Source organism: Enterobacter cloacae complex sp. 2024EL-00711 (assembly GCF_047529885.1).
Lineage (GTDB): Bacteria > Pseudomonadota > Gammaproteobacteria > Enterobacterales > Enterobacteriaceae > Enterobacter > Enterobacter ludwigii.
Window position 1 is genome coordinate 667,152 of the sequence record NZ_JBLIZC010000002.1, and the last position, 17,603, is coordinate 684,754.

The window sequence follows — 17,603 nt, forward strand, 5'->3', positions numbered from 1 at the left end:
AGGACAGCCGTATGACGAATACCCCTGCGATGAACCGCTACAGCTGGTATGGCAAACTGCCCAGCGCCGGAGATTTTTTGCAGCGTCGCTTTCCTGACACCCTGCAACGCCAGTGGTCGCACTGGTTCCAGGTCGGCCTGCTGGCCTGGCAGCAGGAAGAGCAGCGCAGCGGTGAGCGCCCGTTTAACAAAGCGCCGGTCTGGAATTTTGTCGTACCGCCGATGCTGGGCAGCCAGATGATTCAGATGGGCTGCCTGCTGCCGGGACGTGACAGCGTTGGTCGACAATATCCGGTCTGCATTCAGCTCAGCTTTGCCCCCGCGGACTGGTCATCACGTCTGCTCAGTCAGGCTGAAAGCTGGTATCAGCAGATTGGCCGTCTGGGCCTGCATGCGGTACGTAACAGTTTTTCGGCCTCACAGCTCGATGACATGCTGATGTCCATTCCGGCGCCGCAGCCCGTCGAGCCGCAAAAGCGCTCAGATATTCTCGACGTGATTGGTTATGACGAAGACGGCCAGAGCACGCTGGGCTGGCCTCAGGCAGCAGAGTGCTTTGACCCGCTTCGCCAGACCAGCTACTGGTGGACCAACCGCTGCGACGGCTACCCGCTCTACACCCATGTTCACAGCGGCAACTTCACCGGGCAGCTCTTTACGCTGCTGTTCGACCCGGCAGGTGGCGCCCGTCCGGGCCGTCACGGTCTCTATCCGCCCATGTTTGAATAAGCAGGGATCTTATGAATATCGAAGAATTTCTCGCGCCAATAAGCCCCGACAAGCCCTGTGGCGAAAACCTGGAGTATGACGCTGATTTCCAGCTCATGAATCAGGCCAGCCAGGGCAAAGCAGAGCAGCAGTTTGGCGACACCATCATTCCGGCAGAACCTGCTGACTGGAATACGGTGGAAAAATTCGCCACCAGCCTGCTGAGCCGCACCAAAGATCTGCGCGTCATGCTGGCGTTAACGCATGCATGGACACGTCGCCGCGGCCTTGCGGGCTACGCCGACGGGCTGTTACTGGTGCAGGAGGCGATCACGCGTTACTGGGAGCCGCTCTATCCGCTGCTGGAAGAGTATGGCGAAACCGACCCGTTTTACCGCATTAACGCCCTGGCCGGGCTGAGTGATAAGTCTGACCTGACCGTCGCCGTGCGTAACGCCTCGCTGCTGCGATCAAATGGCGATGAAATTTCACTTCGCGACGCTCAGGCACTGCTGGATGGCAGTAAAACCGAATGTCCGGATTACCCCGGTGGCCGTCCAAGACTGATTGACGAGCTGGCCCGCGGCGATCAGCCGGGCACGTCGGCGGTGATAGTGATTAACGAACGGCTGCTGGCCATTCGTGAGTTGCTCACCGGCCATCTTGGTGAAAGCGGCGTTCCGGAGATGGAACAGCTGCTGAAAACCGTCGGGCTGGTCGCCAGCGCCTGTCAGGTGACCGACATCAGCAAGCTGCTGCCCAACCGGGAGGCACAGGCTGAGCTCAGCGCTGAACCTCAACCGGCGGTCGCACAACCCGTTCAGCAGGTTACAGACTGGCGCAGCGTGCAGGTCACCAGCCGCGCCGATGCACAGCTGATGCTGGAGAAAGCCAAACAGTATTTTGCGCAGTACGAACCGAGCCACCCCGCACCGTTGATGATTGAACGGGTGCAGCGGCTGTCAGAACTTAACTTTATGGACATTATTCGCGACCTGGCGCCAGACGGCGTTAACCAACTGGAAAACATCTTTGGACGCCGCGAATAACGCGTCCTGGCATTATGACGACAGGCATGGAGCCTGCCGTTTCACCTTCACCGCGCATCTTTGATGGAGAACATCATGGCAATGAGTAACAGTGGGCAGAAATTCATCGCACGTAACCGTGCCCCCCGCGTGCAGATCGAGTACGACGTAGAGATCTACGGTGCAGAACGTAAAATTCAGCTGCCGTTTGTGATGGGCGTCATGGCCGATTTGGTCGGCAAACCGGTGGAAAACCTGCCGGCAGTCGATGAGCGTAAATTCCTCGAAATCGACATTGATAACTTTGACGAGCGCATGAAAGCGCTGAAACCTCGCGTGGCGTTCCAGGTGGATAACACGCTGACCGGCGAAGGTAAGCTCAACGTTGATCTCACCTTCGACAGCATGGACGACTTCCTGCCGGACGCGGTAGCCCGCAAGGTTGAACCGTTGAACAAGCTGCTGGAAGCACGTACTCAACTCTCCAACCTGCTGACCTATATGGATGGCAAAAACGGCGCGGAAGAGCTGATCGCTAAAATTCTGCAGGATCCGACGCTGCTCAAATCTCTGAGCCAGTTGCCGAAAAATGACGAAAGCGCGAAAGGTAGCGAGGAATAATCGATGAGCAACCAGACTCAACAACACGAGCAGCAGAGTGGTCAGGCGTTCAGCCAGGATGAATTCAGCGCGCTGCTGAACAAAGAGTTCCGCCCGAAAACCGATCAGGCGCGCTCCGCGGTGGAAAGTGCGGTAAAAACGCTGGCGCAGCAGGCGCTGGAAAATACCGTTACCTTCTCCAGTGACACCTACCGCACCATTCAGAACCTGATTGCCGGTATCGACGAGCAGCTGTCTCAGCAGGTGAACCAGATTATTCACCATGAAGAGTTCCAGAAGCTGGAGAGCGCCTGGCGCGGTCTGAGCTACCTGGTGAACAACACTGAAACCGACGAGATGCTGAAGATCCGCTTTATGAGCATCTCCAAGCAGGAGCTGGGTCGTACCCTGAAACGCTTTAAGGGCGTGGGCTGGGACCAGAGCCCAATCTTCAAGAAAATCTACGAGCAGGAGTACGGTCAGTTTGGTGGCGAGCCGTTTGGCTGCATCGTCGGCGACTACTACTTCGACCACAGTCCGCAGGACGTTGAACTGCTGGGCGAGATGGCACGTATCGGCTCGGCGGCCCACTGTCCGTTTATCACCGGTACCGCACCGGGCGTGATGCAGATGGAGTCCTGGCAGGAACTCGCGAACCCGCGCGACCTGACCAAAATCTTCCAGAACACCGAGTATGCCGCGTGGCGTTCACTGCGTGAATCCGAAGATGCACGCTACCTTGGCCTGGTGATGCCGCGCTTCCTGTCGCGCCTGCCGTACGGTATTCGCACTAACCCGGTCGACAGCTTCGATTTCGAAGAGCAGACCGATGGCGCGAACCACAACAGCTACTCCTGGGCGAACGCCGCGTATGCCATGGCTGCCAACATCAACCGCTCCTTTAAAGAGTACGGCTGGTGTACCTCAATCCGCGGCGTGGAGTCCGGCGGGGCGGTTGAAAACCTGCCATGTCACACCTTCCCGAGCGACGACGGCGGCGTGGACATGAAATGCCCGACCGAGATCGCCATCAGCGATCGCCGTGAAGCCGAGCTGGCGAAGAACGGCTTTATGCCGCTGGTTCATCGCAAAAACTCTGACTTTGCCGCCTTCATCGGCGCGCAGTCTCTGCAGAAACCGGCTGAGTACCACGACCCGGATGCGACCGCTAACGCGCGTCTGGCATCCCGTCTGCCGTACCTGTTCGCCTGCTGCCGCTTTGCCCACTACCTGAAGTGCATCGTGCGCGACAAAATTGGCTCCTTCCGTGAACGTGAAGAGATGGAACGTTGGCTGAACGACTGGGTGATGAACTATGTGGACGGCGACCCGGCTAACTCCTCACAGGAGACCAAGTCCCGTAAACCGCTGGCGGCTGCCGAAGTGCAGGTGCAGGAAATTGAAGATAACCCAGGCTACTACGCCGCGAAATTCTTCCTGCGTCCACACTACCAGCTGGAAGGTCTGACCGTTTCTCTGCGTCTGGTTTCTAAACTGCCGTCACTGAAGACGAAAGACGCGTGATGATGATTGCCGCCGGGAGGCCTTACCCGGCGCCTGCTTTATAGCATGGAAATGTGAGAGGAAATATGACCGCGAGACCTTCGTTTGTTGCTGCCTGGGCGGCGGCAACACGTATTTACGATGCAAATGATTCTATCGGCAAAGTTAAGCAAATTATCGGCGGCAAGGTTAAGCACAACTTCGAAATACCGCAAGATCAGGGTGGGTGGTCAAATAGTTGTGCCGTACGCATGAGTTATGTTCTGAACTATACCGGGCATCCCGTCCCGCGTATTGCAAATCTCACGGTATCCGGTGCTGATAATAAATGGTACTTCTATCGGGTAAAGGATGTTATTGCCTGGTTGACGCGTCAGTGGGGTAAACCTGACATGGTCGTGAGTTATCCTTCCTTACCCGTTCAACAATTAGCCAACAAAAAGGGCGTAATTCTGTTTGAGGTACAGGGCTGGAGTGACGCCGCAGGTCATGCCACATTCTGGAATGGTTTAACCTGTTCGGATCATTGTTATTTCAATGCACCGGAGACGAATTACACGACGACCAAAGCCAATTTTTGGGAGTTGCCATGAAAAAAATAATTGCCAGTCTACTGTTGCTTACCAGTTCCGCCTCTGTTTATGCAACCGACGATCCGGTGTTGTTTGTCAAAAAAATGCCTTATAAGCAAGTTGTTAAAGACGTTGTTTTTTCTCGCTGTCTGGCACAAGTTTCAGATGATAAAAGCCAGTTTTCTCTGGATGCAGCCCGTAGCAGTAGTGCATTACTGGAATGGGTGCCTTTCGATATTGAAAATGGCAATGACAAAATTAATGCCCTTATTGATAAATATAAAGGCGCAACCAATGCCTTTCATTCTGAGATAAAACCCGATGTCAAAGGCGTAACGTTAAATTGTCTACGTCTTTATCATAGTGACGAACTTAATAAACTTGTACCTCAATTAATTATAGGCAATCCTGACCGTACCTGGCTTCAGGATAATCCGCAGTAGTAAAGACTTTACATTCTTTCCTTGCATTCAGGGGGAATGTCAAGACTGTCAAATGACACGGGTCATTTGATATGAGGCAGAGGTAAAATATGGACGGTTTTATTCAGCCCCATGCTTTCCTGTTTGCCATATAAGTGCTTTTTCGAAAGCAATATTGTTCATCCACGAAGAGTAGATATTATGGCTATTGATATGTTTCTGAAGGTCGAGGGTGTTACGGGCGAATCTAAAGATTCTAACCACACCGGCTGGACTGATATTACCTCCTTCTCCTGGGGCGCTTCCCAGCCAGGTAATATGAGTGTTGGTGGCGGCGGCGGTGCCGGTAAAGTTAACTTTAACGATCTGCACGTTAACGCTCTGATCGACAAATCCACTACAGCAATTCTCAAACACTGCGCAAGCGGTAAGCACCTGACTAAAGTTGAACTGTCCGTGTGCAAAGCGGGTGGTCAGCAAGTTGAATATACCCGCATCACGCTGGAAGATGTGCTGGTAACTTCTGTTCAGTACACCGGTGCAGACAACGGCGACACCGTTGGTGTGACCTATGCATTCCAGGCTGCGAAAGTGAAACAGCAGTACTGGGAGCAGACCACTGCTGGTGGTAAAGGTGCTGAAAGCAGCGCTGGCTGGAACATCAAAGAAAACAAAGAAGCGTAATTGCGTATGTGGCCAGGGGAGTTTTTCCCTGGCCCTACGTATTAGTCAAAACTTTGCAAAGAGATCGAGTAATGAGCGTAAAATCAATGGTTGCACCTGGGTATTGTATTGTTCAGCAGCCCGGGACGTTGGATTTTCAGGCGAGGCTTCTGTTTAATAATCCTAATAGCGATGCAGCGCGTCATTTTATGCAAATTAATAGCGATACTCAATGGTCCAAACCTGGTCAAATGTTAATTGTCAATGATCCAGGAAACAATAATGCAGTGCAACTTAAACAGCTGCAAATCGCAAAACAGAAAGTTAATAGTTCTCTGGCGGATCTTAATTCAGGTGAGGCTAATTTCCTCTCTCAGCACTATGGCACAATTGCCGCAGTCACAAACTTTATGGATAAGTCCCTTGGTGTGGTTTCTGATGCGGGTGACAAATACTTCAGTGAAATCGAAAAAAAATTAAAATCCATTGAGTTGGCCTATCAAAATCAGTACAGAACGCAAGGGACATTAATAGGGCAACAGTTTTTTGTTGAGCGTCAACGATTGTTCTCTGAGTTAGATGTTTTATTAAATAAACTTTCCAGATTAACTCTTAAAATGAAACCTTATAATGAACTCAGACATGCATTAGGTTTATCGAGCAGATCAATTGTGCATGAATGGAGCACTGCCGGTGTTGGTTCTATTCGGGGTTATTCAACATACATTGATAATGCTTCAAAGGCCGCTCGTTTTCTTAAAATGGGGGGATGGCTTGCAATAGGCTTTGCAGGTGCAAATACGACCAATGAAGTTTACAATGCGTGTACCGTTGGACGAGAGCAGAGTTGCTCAAAAGTTGCTGTAAAAAAATACAGTAGCTTTGGTGCAGGTCTTGCTGGTGGCATTTACGGTGGCAAATATGGTGCCATAGCCGGGGCGGGAGTTTGCGTTGCGCTGGGAGTTGCAACTGGCGGTGTAGGATTGCTCGCATGCTCTATTGTCGGTGCGGCTGCGGGTGGATACGCTGGTAGCGAAATAGCAGGTGGAGCAACAGAGTATATGATGGATAAATTATGGTAAATCTCGAGAATTTACTTTTATTGCTTACTGTGGGTTTGTTTCTCGTTGTTGTAATTATGGATCTGTTTAGTTCTCGTTATTTTAAAAAACACGAGGCTGACTATAATCAGCTCCTTTCTGACTACAGACGCAAAGGTTATGATCTCGATCTGGTAACAAATTACGCTTCTTTTTTTGGATCACTGGCAAACTATCAAAAAATAATCTGGTTTATTCGTCTTCATAAGGGCGTGAAGATGAAGTTTACTCGCGACAGGCTGGTGCAGGAAGAAGCTTATAAATATATTCAATCATTACCAGATGAAAAAATTGCCTGGATGCTAAAACTGCATCGTCGTTATAAAGTGCAGGCATTAATATTCACTCTATGGCTCATTGTTGGATTATTTTTTGTAAATTTCATTAAATAGTTTTGTTGATATTCTCTTCCTCAAACGCCGCCGTTCTCGCCCCGAGAGCGGCAGCGTTTGAGCGCTAATCATACCAGCAGGAATACGCCATGCGATTCACGATTATTTCTACAAAACCCGGTCATCAGCCGCCGCAGAGCAGCTGTGATTTTTATGCCCCGGGCGGCACCATTGGGCGCGGTACGGATAACAATCTGGTATTGCCGGACAATGACCGCACCATCTCGCGTTTGCAGGCCATTGTTCACGTTGACGCCCAGGGCGAATGCCGCGTCACTAACCGTGGCAGCGTCACCCGCGTGGTATTGAATGACATTCCGCTTGAGCGCGGGCGCCAGGTAGAGCTGCAGGATGGGGACATTCTCGGTATTGATGATTACCGCATCGAAGTGACCGAACTGATTCATGATACGCAGCCAGTCAGCCGCATGGCGGCGACCATGCAGCAGCAGGCGCGTCCAGCCGCGGCCCCTGCGGCAGCCCCGCAGCCAAAGCCTGCGAGCGCCGCCCCGCGCGGGAAGGCGGAACCGACTGCTGTGCCGTCGGAAATCTGGGATAGCCTGATGCAGGAGTTCTCTATCTCCGACAGCATTTCCAGTTCTCGGGCGAAGCCGCAGCCGGCAGCGTCGCACGATCCGTTCTCCCAGCCTGTCGCACCTGAGCGTAACGCTGAAGATCCGCTGGCGATGTTCAATGACAGCGATCCAAAGCTTGAGCGTAAGAACGTGGATCCGGATACGCTGTTCAGTGACGAAGCGTTGTTCAAAAAAGAGAGCATTTTTGACGACGTCACCCCGTCTACGCTGGTGCCGCCCAATGAAGCTAAACCTGCGCAGCCACAAGAAGAGCAGACGGATGAACTCGATCCGCTGGCACTGTTTGGCGGTAGTGCCAGCGCACCTGCCGCACGAAATGATGACCCCCTCGGGTTGATGGGCGGGGCACCGTTAACCCATCCGGATGAGATTGTCGGCGATAAGCCAGAGACCGTCGTTGAGCCAGAACTGACGCCAGAGCCGCAAGCAGAACAGGAAGAGGACGTCCTTGCCGCTTCTCCGCTGTTTGCTCCTGAGCCGCAGGTGCCGCCGCGCGCGGAAGAAGAAGAGCCGGCGCGACCGGATTATGCCGGCTTCACCATGCCAACCCCGCAGGCCGTGGCGCGCAGTAATGCCCAGGCACCTAAAGGGCGTTTGCGTATTGACCCGGTCAAAAACGCGGCGTCGCCAGCAGCCCATAATGGCGAAAAGGGTGAAGTACTGCAGGGCGAATTACTTGAGGCACTGCTGGAAGGGATGGGGCTCAGCGAAATGCAGCCCGTCCCGCAGTTTGACCGTGAAAATATGCGTCAGCTGGGGCAAATTCTGGGCATGTTCTCTCAGGGCACCGTGGCGCTGCTTTCTTCGCGCTCCATTCTCAAGCGCGGCGTAAAAGCCGATATGACCATGGTACTTGATGATGCCAACAACCCGTTCAAACTGTTGCCGACCGGGAAAACCGTTCTGATCCAGATGTTCGGTACGCCAATGCCGGGCTTTATGCCGCCGACAAAATCCGTGCGTGACGCGCTGATCGATCTGCAGGCGCATCAGCTGGGTATGATCTCCGGTATCCGCGCCATCATTGCCGCCATGCTGCAATCCTTCAACCCGGAACAGCTGGAAGAGCAGGCGAAGCAGAACGGGATGACCTCCCGACTGGCGCTACCGGGCAGTCGCAAAGCCGCGCTGTGGGACTACTTTGTCCGCAGCTATGGTGAAACGGCAGGCGAGATTGAGGATGACTTCCACACCCTGTTTGGCGAAGCCTTCCTTCATGCTTATGACATGGAGGTAAATCAGTACAAAGACTCACAGAGCGGATCGGAAGAAAAATGAATATCGCAACGGCTTCTCTCTCCCGCCAGGGGACGCGCGCCAGCAACCAGGATCAGACGGGAGAAACCATAGGGGAACGTTCAGCCTGCTTTGTCGTCTGTGATGGTATCGCTGGTCTGCCGGGCGGTGAGGTGGCCGCTGAACTGGCCCGCAACAGTATTATCTCCCGTTTTGATGGCGACAAGCACCTGAACGCGCAGCATATTCGCGACTATGTGCAAACGGCGAATCGCACCATTCTCAGCGAACAGCAGGCGGTTCAGGATTATCGTCGGATGGGCACCACGCTGGTCAGTCTGTTTATCGACAGAGATTACCGGCTGGCCTACTGGGCACATGCCGGGGACAGTCGCCTGTATCTGTTTCGCCGGGGCTGGCTGTGGCATGTCACCACCGATCACAGCCTGGTTCAGCAGATGAAAGATGCAGGGCACGACACCGATAACCTCAACAGCAATCTGCTCTATCTGGCGCTGGGTATTGAAAACGGTGGGCCAGAAGCGAGCTACAGCGATGTGGTGCAGGTCGAAGACGGAGATGCATTTCTACTCTGTACAGACGGTTTCTGGCACGGCGTCAGCGAAGAACAGATGAAACAGTCGCTGCACATGGTTAACACGCCACAAGAGTGGCTGACCTTAATGAACCAAATCATCCAAAAGAATGGCGAACAAGAGGGGAATGCTCAGGATAACTATACCGCCCTGGCGGTATGGATGGGCAACCCTCAGGACACCACTTTGCTGCATACGCTTTCTGACGCAGCACAATTTCTTCCCTGCGGAACTGATTAGACACACAAGGAACGATATGAAACTTTGGCTATCGGGTTTAGCACTTCTGGCGGTGGCGTCCACCGCGCAGGCTGAGAATTTCCGCATTGTGCAGTCTCCTGCGCAGAAGCTGGATATCTGGATTGATAACATCAAAGACAACACCCCACAGAGCTGGTGTAAGTCAGAGATTGCGCTGCGTATCGTGGCGAACGGCAACAAAGACGTTTCGGTTCTGGAGAACTTTGTCCCGCGTCTGGGCTCGCTGCTGGAACACCAGTGCAGCAAAGTCAGTAAACTGAGCTGGACGCTGAACGATCCGTCCGGGACGACGCTGGCGCAGGGGACAGCAGGCAAAGCGCAGGACTGGGCGCTGGTGGTAAAACAGCAGCAGACTGCGCCAGTGAGTACTCCGGCCAGCGGTGCGTTGCTGCCGCCGGACCAGAACGCGGAAACCCACACGGTTGCTGCCGATCGCACGCCGTGGCAGGAATTTACCCTTCAGGACGGCTGCCATCTGCGTACCTTCTGGGAAGGGGGCTCGTCTGCTCCGGCGCTCTTTATTCCGGATTCAGACACCACCCGCTGCGGAAACGGGAGCTGGCTGAGTGGTCACACGGTTATCTCACAGTCCCGTAATGGTGGACAAAAAGAGATACCGGTGACCTACATTCACGGCTTCCCGGTCATGGGACTGAATCAAAGTGCCGACCCGGAAAACGCGCTGATCACCTCCGTCAACAAAGAGCGCATGGTTTTCAGCACCTCCAACAGCGACCAGAGCTGGATGATCCTGCCTTACGACAGCAGCCTCAACGGCTGGAAAAGCAACGGCACGGTGGCCGTGGAGATTTCACGAGAGACCGCCAGCGACGATGCAAAACTGCAGGCGCGTATCGCCGCGGTGAAAAAAATCTGGGGCGCCTGGGTTACCCCTGGCACAACGCTCAATATCGTCCTGATTGACACCCTGCGCCCTCAGCTGCGCGATCCGGCAGTCGGCGCCTGGCGCGCGGCAAACTAAGGAATGGCTATGAATACGCTCTATCAACACCTGGCGGGTGAATCGCTGAGTGACGCGCTGGTGCGTCTTGAAGCTGAGATCAAAGTCCGTCCGGCCGATGCCGATCTCCGCGCCGCGTTTGTGCAGTTTTTGACCCTCAGTGGTAACTGGACGCGTGCCCTGACTCAGCTGAAAAGCTGGCTGGCACTTAAGCCCCAGGCTAAACCAACCGTTACCCTGCTGGAGCAGTCCATCCAGGGGGAGCTGCAGCGCGCGCAGGTGATGGCGGGGCAGGCTCGTCCTGCCATGCCTGAAACGCAGTGGCCGTGGCTTACCACGCTTGCCGCCGCGCTTAATGACGCGGGAGAGCGTGCTCAGGCGCTGCGTCTGGAAGCCCTTGAGCAGGCGCAGGCAACGGCGGGTCAAATCACGCTTGAGAATGACGAGACGCAGGCATTCGCATGGCTGATGGACGGCGATGCTCGTCTGGGGCCCGTGTGTGAAACCATCGTCAACGGCCGTTATTTCTGGCTGCCGTTTAACGCCATCGCCGAGATCCGTTTCCAGGCCCCTGCCAGCGTGACTGACCTGGTGTGGCGTCATGCGCTGGTGCGCCTGACGGACGGTACCGAACAGGTTTGCCAGATCCCGGCGCGCTATCCTTTCGCAGCGGATGCGTCTGACGCGGTTAAGCTCGCGCGCACCACCGAGTGGCTGCCGCTCGACAATGACGGCACGCTGTATGAAGGCATGGGGCAGAAAGCCTGGCTTAGCGAGCAAAGCGAAAGCCCATTGCTGTCGTTGAACCTGGTGACGTTTGCTGCGGATGGAGCCCATGAGTAATCCCGCTGGCGAAGGCGATCTGCTGCGCAGCGGCTGGCAAGCCCGCAGCAAGCAGGAGAAGGTGGGGGCGCGCGATAAAATGCAGCCCTCGCTGCTGGATCGCCTCACCGATAACGATCCGGAAAAAAAACGCGAGTCCGCCAACAGTAATCTGATTACCCACGCCGCCCTGCGCCGTAACGTGCTGCGGGATCTGCAGTGGTTGTTTAACACCATCAACCATGACGCATCCGGTGACCTGAGCGCGTTGCCGCATGTGAACCGCTCGGTGGTTAATTTTGGCGTCGCGCCGCTGGCCGGGAAAAGAATGTCAGACATTGAATGGCACGACATTCAGCGCAAGCTTACCGAGGCCATCATTAACTTTGAACCGCGTATTTTGCCGCAGGGACTGCAGGTCCGCTGCGTGTCAGACACCTCGTCACTGGATCTGCACAACGTGTTGTCCATTGAGATAAAAGGGCGTCTGTGGTGTGTGCCGTACCCGCTGGAGTTTCTGTTTCGCACCGATGTCGATCTGGAAAACGGCCATTTTGAACTGAAAGATGCGGGGTGATCATGGAAAGTAAACTGCTCGAATATTACAACCGTGAACTGGCCTATCTGCGTGAAATGGGCGCTGAATTTGCCGAGCGCTATCCCAAAGTCGCGGGTCGACTGGGCATGCGCGGCATCGAAGTGGCGGACCCGTATACCGAACGCCTGATGGAGGGGTTCGCGTTCCTGACCTCCCGCGTGCAAATGAAAATGGATGCGGAGTTCCCGCGCTTCTCCCAGCGTTTGCTGGAAATGATTGCGCCAAACTATCTCGCGCCAACCCCCTCAATGGCGATTGCTGAAATCCAGCCCGACAGCACGCGTGGCGATCTGAGCAACGGTTTTAAGGTGCCGCGCGGCACCATGATGGACAGCCTGGCGCTGAAAAAGACCGGGGTCACCTGCAGCTACACCACGGCGCATGAAGTTAATCTGCTGCCGCTGAAAATCGATAAGGTCGAGCTGGGCGGTGTGCCTGCCGATCTGCCGCTGGCGCAGTTGGGCCTGAGCCAGCGGGGGATCAACAGCGCGTTACGGATCCGCATTGCCTGTGATGGCCCGCAGCATCTTGGGCATCTGGATTTTGACCGTCTGGAGTTTTTCCTTAGCGGCCCGGATATTGAAGCGCTCAAGCTGCTTGAGCTGGTCATGGAGCACCACGCCGGGATTGTCTGCCAGACCGTCAGCAAGCACCCGCAGCGACAGCTGCTCTCTGCGGATGCCTTACGACAGGAAGGGTTTGAGCCGGACCAGGCGCTGCTTCCGGATGACCTGCGCAACTTTGACGGCTATCGTCTGCTGCAGGAATACTTTGCGTTTCCGGCACGGTTCCGCTTTATCAGCCTCAGCGGTCTGGGCAAGCTTATCCAGCACTGTGAAAATGAAAAAGCGTTCGATATTTTCATCCTGCTGGATAAAAGCGATGAGCAGCTGGAGCGGGTGGTTGATGCCAGCCATCTTGCGATGCATTGCACGCCGGTGATCAACCTTTTCCCGAAAGTGGCGGCGCGGCAGAAGCTGAGCGAGAGCCAGCATGAATATCATCTGGTGGTGGATAACATCCGTCCCCTGGATTATGAAATTTATGCGGTAAACAAAATCTTCGGCAGTGCCGACGGCCAGCGTGATGACCAGACATTCCGACCTTTCTGGAGCACCTGGAGCGGTGATGCGGGCAACTACGGCGCCTATTTTTCCCTGCGCCGTGAGCAGCGAGTGCTCTCTGAACATGCCCTGCGCTACGGCACCCGAACCGGTTATATCGGCTCCGAAGTCTTTGTTTCGCTGGTGGATGAACAGCATGCACCCTGGCAGGAAAATCTGCGCTATATCTCCGCGGAAGTATTGTGCACCAGCCGCGACCTGCCGCTGATGCTTCAGCAGGAGCTCGGACAGTTCATCATGGCCGATTCCATGCCGGTGAAATCCCTGACCCTGCGAAAAGGCCCAACGCCGCCGCGTCCGGCTCTGGCCGAAGGGTTTAGCACCTGGCGATTGATCAGCCAGCTGCAGATGAACTATCTCAGCCTGATGGACAGCGAAAACGAAGAGGGCGCCGCCGCCCTGCGTCAGCTGTTGGGGCTGTATGCTAACCTGGCGGAGACGCCGGTTGCACGTCAGGTTGAGGGCGTTCGCCACTGCGTGCTGGAGCCGGTTCACCGTCGCGTCCCGGAGCCGGGTCCGGTGGTCTTTGCGCGCGGGATCGGCATTACTCTGACGGTGGATGAGCGTGCGTTTTCCGGCGCCAGCCCCTGGCTTTTCGGCAGCGTGCTGGAACGCCTGTTTGCCCGTCTGGTGTCCATCAACAGCTTTACTGAATTCACGCTGAAGAGTCAGCAGCGCGGTGAGATTGGCTACTGGGCACCGCGTATGGGGAAAAGGGCACTACTATGAGCGAAGTCGCCTCCGCGCCGCTGCGTGTCCATCGCCTGACGCCGTTGCCGGACGCTTTCTGGCGCGGCGTTCGCGAGACGCCGTGGCGCTACGATCTGTTCCAGCTATTAAGACGCATTGATGCCCAGGGCGGTGAACGTTATCCGCTGGGGCGCGCGCCGCTGCCGAAATTTGAACCGTTACGTATCGGTCAGCAGCCATCGATGAGCTTTGCGCCGTCAACCCTCGCGCAGGTGCGCCAGCGTGAAGAGAACGGGCTGCACGAGGTGTCTATCCTCAGCTTTGGTCTGTTTGGTCCAAATGGCCCGCTGCCCGTCCATATGACAGAGTACGCCCGGGAGCGTATTCATCATCATCAGGACACCAGCCTGAGCGCGTTTGCCGATCTGTTCCATCATCGCCTGACGCTGTTGTTTTACCGTGCCTGGGCTGATGCGCAGCCCGCCGTCTCTCTTGACCGCGCGGACAACAAACGCTTTGAGGGGTACCTGGCATCCTTGATCGGCATGGGCCAGCCGGGGCAGATGACCAAAGGCAGCCTGAGCGCACATGCCCGTTTTACTCACGCCGGACACCTGACACGTCACGCTCGGGATCCGGAAGGGCTGGAGAAGATCCTGCGCAACTATTTTCACGCCCCGGTAAAACTGGTCACGAACGTGGCGCAGTGGATGCCGCTTTCGCCGCGGGAACAGGCGCAGTTGGGTGAAGGGCGTCGACTGCCGCGGATGGGAGAATCCGCTTTTCTCGGCGTTGCGGTGCGCGACGTGCAGCACAAGTTTCGTATCGAAATCGGCCCACTGAGCGCGGAAGAGTACAACCGCTTCCTGCCAGGCGAAGCGTGGGTCACTGAACTGCGCGACTGGGTACGCCAGTACGCAGGGGTAGAATTTGAATGGGAAACTCGGGTTATTCTGCGCGCCGACGCGGTGCAGGGTGCCTCGCTCGGTAGCGCCGGGCGGTTAGGTTACAACACCTGGCTGGGCCTTCAGCCTCAGCCTGTCCCACGTGGCGATCTGGTGTATCGCGCAGAGCGATAATTTTTCTAACGCATTGTTATCAACGGAACCGAACATGTCAGAAATCAGCCGTGCCGTGCTTTTCGGCAAACTGGATACGCTGTTATTTACCTCACTGGAAAGCGCCACCGCGTTCTGCAAGCTGCGCGGCAACCCCTATGTTGAGCTGGTGCACTGGCTGCATCAGCTGATGCAGCAGCAGGATGGCGATCTGCAACAGGTGATACGTCATTTTGCCCTCGATGAACAGCAGCTGACGCGCGATATCGTGGCCGCACTGGATGCGCTGCCGCGTGGCGCGAGTTCTGTTTCCGATCTGTCAGAACATATCGACAGCGCCGTGGAGCGCGCGTGGGTGTTTGGCTCGCTGAAGTATGGCGTCAGCCGTATTCGCGGCGGACATTTACTGATTGGCATCCTGAAAACCTGGAATCTGGCTAACGTGCTGAAAAGCATCTCGGCGCAGTTCACCCGCCTTAACGTCGACGTGCTGATCGAGCAGTTTGATGCGATTTGCGCTCAGAGCAAAGAGACGCAGCAGGCGGCCGCTGCCGCGGATACGCCAGCCGGTACGGTGCCAGCCGCACAAGGGACGCTGGCCCAGTATGGTCAGGACCTGACCGCGCGCGCCCGTGAAGGGAAGATTGACCCGGTTGTCGGGCGCGATGAAGAGATCCGCCAGATGGTCGATATTCTGATGCGCCGTCGCCAGAATAACCCGCTGCTGACCGGGGAAGCTGGCGTTGGCAAAACGGCGGTGGTGGAAGGGCTGGCGCTGCGTATCGCCGAAGGCGACGTGCCGGCACCGCTGCAGAATATTCAGCTTTGGCTGCTGGATATTGGCATGCTGCAGGCCGGCGCAGGCATGAAAGGCGAGTTCGAAGCGCGTCTACAGGCCCTGATTAATGAAGTGCAGTCCAGCGCTACGCCAGTCATTCTGTTTATCGATGAGATCCACACCCTGATTGGCGCAGGCGGCCAGCAGGGTACCGGTGATGCCGCTAACCTGTTAAAGCCGGCTCTGGCGCGCGGGCAACTGCGCACCATCGGTGCCACCACGTGGGCGGAATACAAAAAATACATCGAGAAAGACCCGGCGCTGACCCGTCGTTTTCAGACGGTACAGGTTCACGAGCCGGACGAAGCCAAAGCGATTCTGATGCTGCGCAGCACCGTGTCACCGCTGGAGACGCATCACCAGGTACTGCTTCTCGACGAAGCGGTCAGCGCGGCGGTCAAGCTGTCACATCGTTATATTCCGGCGCGTCAGTTGCCGGATAAAGCCGTTGCGCTGCTTGATACTGCCTGTGCCCGCGTGGCGGTCAGCCAGAGCGCGCCACCGGCACAGCTGGAAGATTGCCTGCGCCATCTCGCGGCCCTGGATGTGGAGATCGAGATTGCCGGACGCGAAGCGCGCGTGGGTGCCGGCGATCCGGAGCGCGTCGCAGCCTTGACCGCCGAGCGCGATACATACGAAACAAAGCGCGAAGCCCTGACCCAGCGCTGGGAAGAGGAACGTGCTCTTGTGACTGAAATCATCCGCCTGCGTGCCGCGCTGTTTGCCGCGGGTGATGACGAGACCGGCGAACTGCGCAGCGCGCTTAACGCGCAGCAGCAGGCGCTCAACGCTTTACAGGGCGACGAGCCGCTGCTGTTTGCGGCGGTGGATGAAAACGTGGTGGCGGCGGTGGTCTCTGACTGGACCGGTATCCCGCTGGGCCGGATGGTGAAAAACGAAATTGATGCGGTGCTCAACCTGGCTGACACCCTCAACCAGCGCGTCATCGGCCAGCGTCACGGCCTGGATCTCATTGCCCGTCGCGTGAAAACCTCGCGGGCAAAACTCGACGATCCGAACAAACCTGTTGGCGTATTTATGCTCTGTGGCCCGTCCGGCGTGGGGAAAACGGAAACCGCACTGGCGCTGGCGGAATCGCTTTATGGTGGTGAGCAGAACGTTATCACCATTAACATGAGTGAATTCCAGGAAGCCCACACCGTTTCCACCTTAAAAGGTGCGCCTCCAGGATACGTGGGTTATGGTGAAGGCGGGGTGTTAACCGAGGCCGTTCGCCGTCGCCCGTACAGCGTGGTCTTGCTGGACGAAATTGAAAAAGCGCACCCGGATGTACATGAAATCTTCTTCCAGGTCTTCGATAAAGGCTGGATGGAAGATGGCGAGGGCCGCCATATTGATTTCCGTAACACCATTATTATTCTGACGTCCAACGTCGGCACCGATCTGATTAGCGCCATGTGTGCCGATCCGGAACTGATGCCTGAGCCTGAGGCGTTAAGCGGCGCGTTGCGTCAGCCGCTGCTGGAGGTCTTCCCGCCGGCGCTGCTGGGCCGTCTGCTGGTGGTGCCGTATTATCCACTGAGCGACGAGATGCTGGGGCAGATTGTCCGCCTGCAGCTCAAACGCATTCAGCGTCGTCTGCTAGAGAATCACAATATTATTTCCGAGTTTGATGACAGCGTGGTGGAACAAATTGTTCAGCGCTGTACCGAGGTGGAGTCTGGCGGCCGCATGGTGGACGCTATTCTGACAAACACCTTGCTGCCTCAGATGAGCCAGATATTACTTACCGCCAGCCGCAGCGATGAGCAGTACCGACGTCTGCACGTCACCTGTGAGCAGGGCGAGTTTCACTGTCAGTTTGCCGCGTAATAA

General features: G+C 55.9%; 17 protein-coding genes. All 17 read left to right on the forward strand.

Features of this window, described 5'->3' with window-relative positions; genetic code table 11:
• Positions 1-11 precede the first annotated feature (11 nt).
• The 17 genes from tagF to tssH all read left to right on the forward strand — a co-directional run bounded on the left by tagF (position 12) and on the right by tssH (position 17,600).
• Positions 12-728 carry a type VI secretion system-associated protein TagF gene (gene tagF / locus ACMVME_RS09555; protein ID WP_020883457.1) on the forward strand — a complete coding sequence of 239 codons (717 nt, stop codon included), beginning with the start codon at positions 12-14 and terminating at the stop codon, positions 726-728.
• 11 nt (positions 729-739) lie between these two features.
• Positions 740-1,756, forward strand: coding sequence for a type VI secretion system protein TssA (gene tssA, locus ACMVME_RS09560; protein ID WP_020883458.1), 1,017 nt, complete (start codon positions 740-742; stop codon positions 1,754-1,756).
• 75 nt (positions 1,757-1,831) lie between these two features.
• A complete protein-coding gene (gene tssB, locus ACMVME_RS09565) occupies positions 1,832-2,356 on the forward strand; it encodes a type VI secretion system contractile sheath small subunit (RefSeq protein ID WP_008502644.1) in 525 nt (174 codons plus the stop codon).
• Positions 2,357-2,359: 3 nt separating this feature from the next.
• Positions 2,360-3,859 (forward strand): type VI secretion system contractile sheath large subunit, encoded by a 1,500-nt coding sequence (gene tssC, locus ACMVME_RS09570; RefSeq protein WP_014170549.1) that lies wholly within the window; start codon positions 2,360-2,362, stop codon positions 3,857-3,859.
• A 65-nt stretch (positions 3,860-3,924) separates the two neighbouring features.
• Positions 3,925-4,431: a type VI secretion system amidase effector protein Tae4 gene (locus ACMVME_RS09575; protein WP_020883459.1), complete on the forward strand. Its 507-nt coding sequence runs from the start codon at positions 3,925-3,927 to the stop codon at positions 4,429-4,431.
• The gene (locus ACMVME_RS09580; protein WP_032678401.1) at positions 4,428-4,853 is read left to right on the forward strand and encodes a T6SS amidase immunity protein Tai4 family protein; all 426 of its coding nucleotides are present in this window, start codon (positions 4,428-4,430) and stop codon (positions 4,851-4,853) included. The genes ACMVME_RS09575 and ACMVME_RS09580 overlap by 4 nt, the downstream gene beginning before the upstream one ends.
• Positions 4,854-5,033: 180 nt before the next feature.
• On the forward strand, positions 5,034-5,516 hold the full coding sequence (locus tag ACMVME_RS09585) for an Hcp family type VI secretion system effector (RefSeq protein WP_014884229.1): 483 nt from the start codon (positions 5,034-5,036) through the stop codon (positions 5,514-5,516).
• A 71-nt stretch (positions 5,517-5,587) separates the two neighbouring features.
• A complete protein-coding gene (locus ACMVME_RS09590; RefSeq protein ID WP_047955750.1) occupies positions 5,588-6,577 on the forward strand; it encodes a hypothetical protein in 990 nt (329 codons plus the stop codon).
• A complete protein-coding gene (locus tag ACMVME_RS09595) occupies positions 6,571-6,987 on the forward strand; it encodes a hypothetical protein (RefSeq protein ID WP_032680802.1) in 417 nt (138 codons plus the stop codon). Before ACMVME_RS09590 ends, ACMVME_RS09595 begins: the two co-directional genes overlap by 7 nt.
• Before the next feature lie 89 nt (positions 6,988-7,076).
• Positions 7,077-8,861 (forward strand): type VI secretion system-associated FHA domain protein TagH, encoded by a 1,785-nt coding sequence (gene tagH, locus ACMVME_RS09600; protein WP_063156541.1) that lies wholly within the window; start codon positions 7,077-7,079, stop codon positions 8,859-8,861.
• A complete protein-coding gene (locus ACMVME_RS09605; RefSeq protein WP_014170545.1) occupies positions 8,858-9,655 on the forward strand; it encodes a PP2C family protein-serine/threonine phosphatase in 798 nt (265 codons plus the stop codon). The genes tagH and ACMVME_RS09605 overlap by 4 nt, the downstream gene beginning before the upstream one ends.
• 16 nt (positions 9,656-9,671) lie before the next feature.
• A complete protein-coding gene (locus tag ACMVME_RS09610) occupies positions 9,672-10,658 on the forward strand; it encodes a hypothetical protein (protein WP_020883465.1) in 987 nt (328 codons plus the stop codon).
• A 9-nt stretch (positions 10,659-10,667) separates the two neighbouring features.
• Positions 10,668-11,480, forward strand: a complete 813-nt coding sequence (locus tag ACMVME_RS09615; protein ID WP_063215222.1) for a type VI secretion system accessory protein TagJ — start codon at positions 10,668-10,670, stop codon at positions 11,478-11,480.
• The gene (gene tssE / locus ACMVME_RS09620; protein WP_010432861.1) at positions 11,473-12,036 is read left to right on the forward strand and encodes a type VI secretion system baseplate subunit TssE; all 564 of its coding nucleotides are present in this window, start codon (positions 11,473-11,475) and stop codon (positions 12,034-12,036) included. Before ACMVME_RS09615 ends, tssE begins: the two co-directional genes overlap by 8 nt.
• A gap of 2 nt (positions 12,037-12,038) precedes the next feature.
• Positions 12,039-13,910, forward strand: a complete 1,872-nt coding sequence (tssF, locus tag ACMVME_RS09625; RefSeq protein ID WP_020883467.1) for a type VI secretion system baseplate subunit TssF — start codon at positions 12,039-12,041, stop codon at positions 13,908-13,910.
• Positions 13,907-14,950 carry a type VI secretion system baseplate subunit TssG gene (gene tssG / locus ACMVME_RS09630; protein WP_025203894.1) on the forward strand — a complete coding sequence of 348 codons (1,044 nt, stop codon included), beginning with the start codon at positions 13,907-13,909 and terminating at the stop codon, positions 14,948-14,950. The genes tssF and tssG overlap by 4 nt, the downstream gene beginning before the upstream one ends.
• 34 nt (positions 14,951-14,984) lie before the next feature.
• The gene (tssH, locus tag ACMVME_RS09635) at positions 14,985-17,600 is read left to right on the forward strand and encodes a type VI secretion system ATPase TssH (RefSeq protein ID WP_068794714.1); all 2,616 of its coding nucleotides are present in this window, start codon (positions 14,985-14,987) and stop codon (positions 17,598-17,600) included.
• The last annotated feature ends 3 nt before the right edge of the window (positions 17,601-17,603 follow it).

Excerpts from the sequence above, each read along its gene's own strand:
- tagF (WP_020883457.1), top strand. The coding sequence starts at position 12 with ATGACGAATACCCCTGCGATGAACCGCTACAGCTGGTATGGCAAACTG.
- tssA (WP_020883458.1), top strand. The coding sequence starts at position 740 with ATGAATATCGAAGAATTTCTCGCGCCAATAAGCCCCGACAAGCCCTGT.
- tssB (WP_008502644.1), top strand. The coding sequence starts at position 1,832 with ATGGCAATGAGTAACAGTGGGCAGAAATTCATCGCACGTAACCGTGCC.
- tssC (WP_014170549.1), top strand. The coding sequence starts at position 2,360 with ATGAGCAACCAGACTCAACAACACGAGCAGCAGAGTGGTCAGGCGTTC.
- ACMVME_RS09575 (WP_020883459.1), top strand. The coding sequence starts at position 3,925 with ATGACCGCGAGACCTTCGTTTGTTGCTGCCTGGGCGGCGGCAACACGT.
- ACMVME_RS09580 (WP_032678401.1), top strand. The coding sequence starts at position 4,428 with ATGAAAAAAATAATTGCCAGTCTACTGTTGCTTACCAGTTCCGCCTCT.
- ACMVME_RS09585 (WP_014884229.1), top strand. The coding sequence starts at position 5,034 with ATGGCTATTGATATGTTTCTGAAGGTCGAGGGTGTTACGGGCGAATCT.
- ACMVME_RS09590 (WP_047955750.1), top strand. The coding sequence starts at position 5,588 with ATGAGCGTAAAATCAATGGTTGCACCTGGGTATTGTATTGTTCAGCAG.
- ACMVME_RS09595 (WP_032680802.1), top strand. The coding sequence starts at position 6,571 with ATGGTAAATCTCGAGAATTTACTTTTATTGCTTACTGTGGGTTTGTTT.
- tagH (WP_063156541.1), top strand. The coding sequence starts at position 7,077 with ATGCGATTCACGATTATTTCTACAAAACCCGGTCATCAGCCGCCGCAG.
- ACMVME_RS09605 (WP_014170545.1), top strand. The coding sequence starts at position 8,858 with ATGAATATCGCAACGGCTTCTCTCTCCCGCCAGGGGACGCGCGCCAGC.
- ACMVME_RS09610 (WP_020883465.1), top strand. The coding sequence starts at position 9,672 with ATGAAACTTTGGCTATCGGGTTTAGCACTTCTGGCGGTGGCGTCCACC.
- ACMVME_RS09615 (WP_063215222.1), top strand. The coding sequence starts at position 10,668 with ATGAATACGCTCTATCAACACCTGGCGGGTGAATCGCTGAGTGACGCG.
- tssE (WP_010432861.1), top strand. The coding sequence starts at position 11,473 with ATGAGTAATCCCGCTGGCGAAGGCGATCTGCTGCGCAGCGGCTGGCAA.
- tssF (WP_020883467.1), top strand. The coding sequence starts at position 12,039 with ATGGAAAGTAAACTGCTCGAATATTACAACCGTGAACTGGCCTATCTG.
- tssG (WP_025203894.1), top strand. The coding sequence starts at position 13,907 with ATGAGCGAAGTCGCCTCCGCGCCGCTGCGTGTCCATCGCCTGACGCCG.
- tssH (WP_068794714.1), top strand. The coding sequence starts at position 14,985 with ATGTCAGAAATCAGCCGTGCCGTGCTTTTCGGCAAACTGGATACGCTG.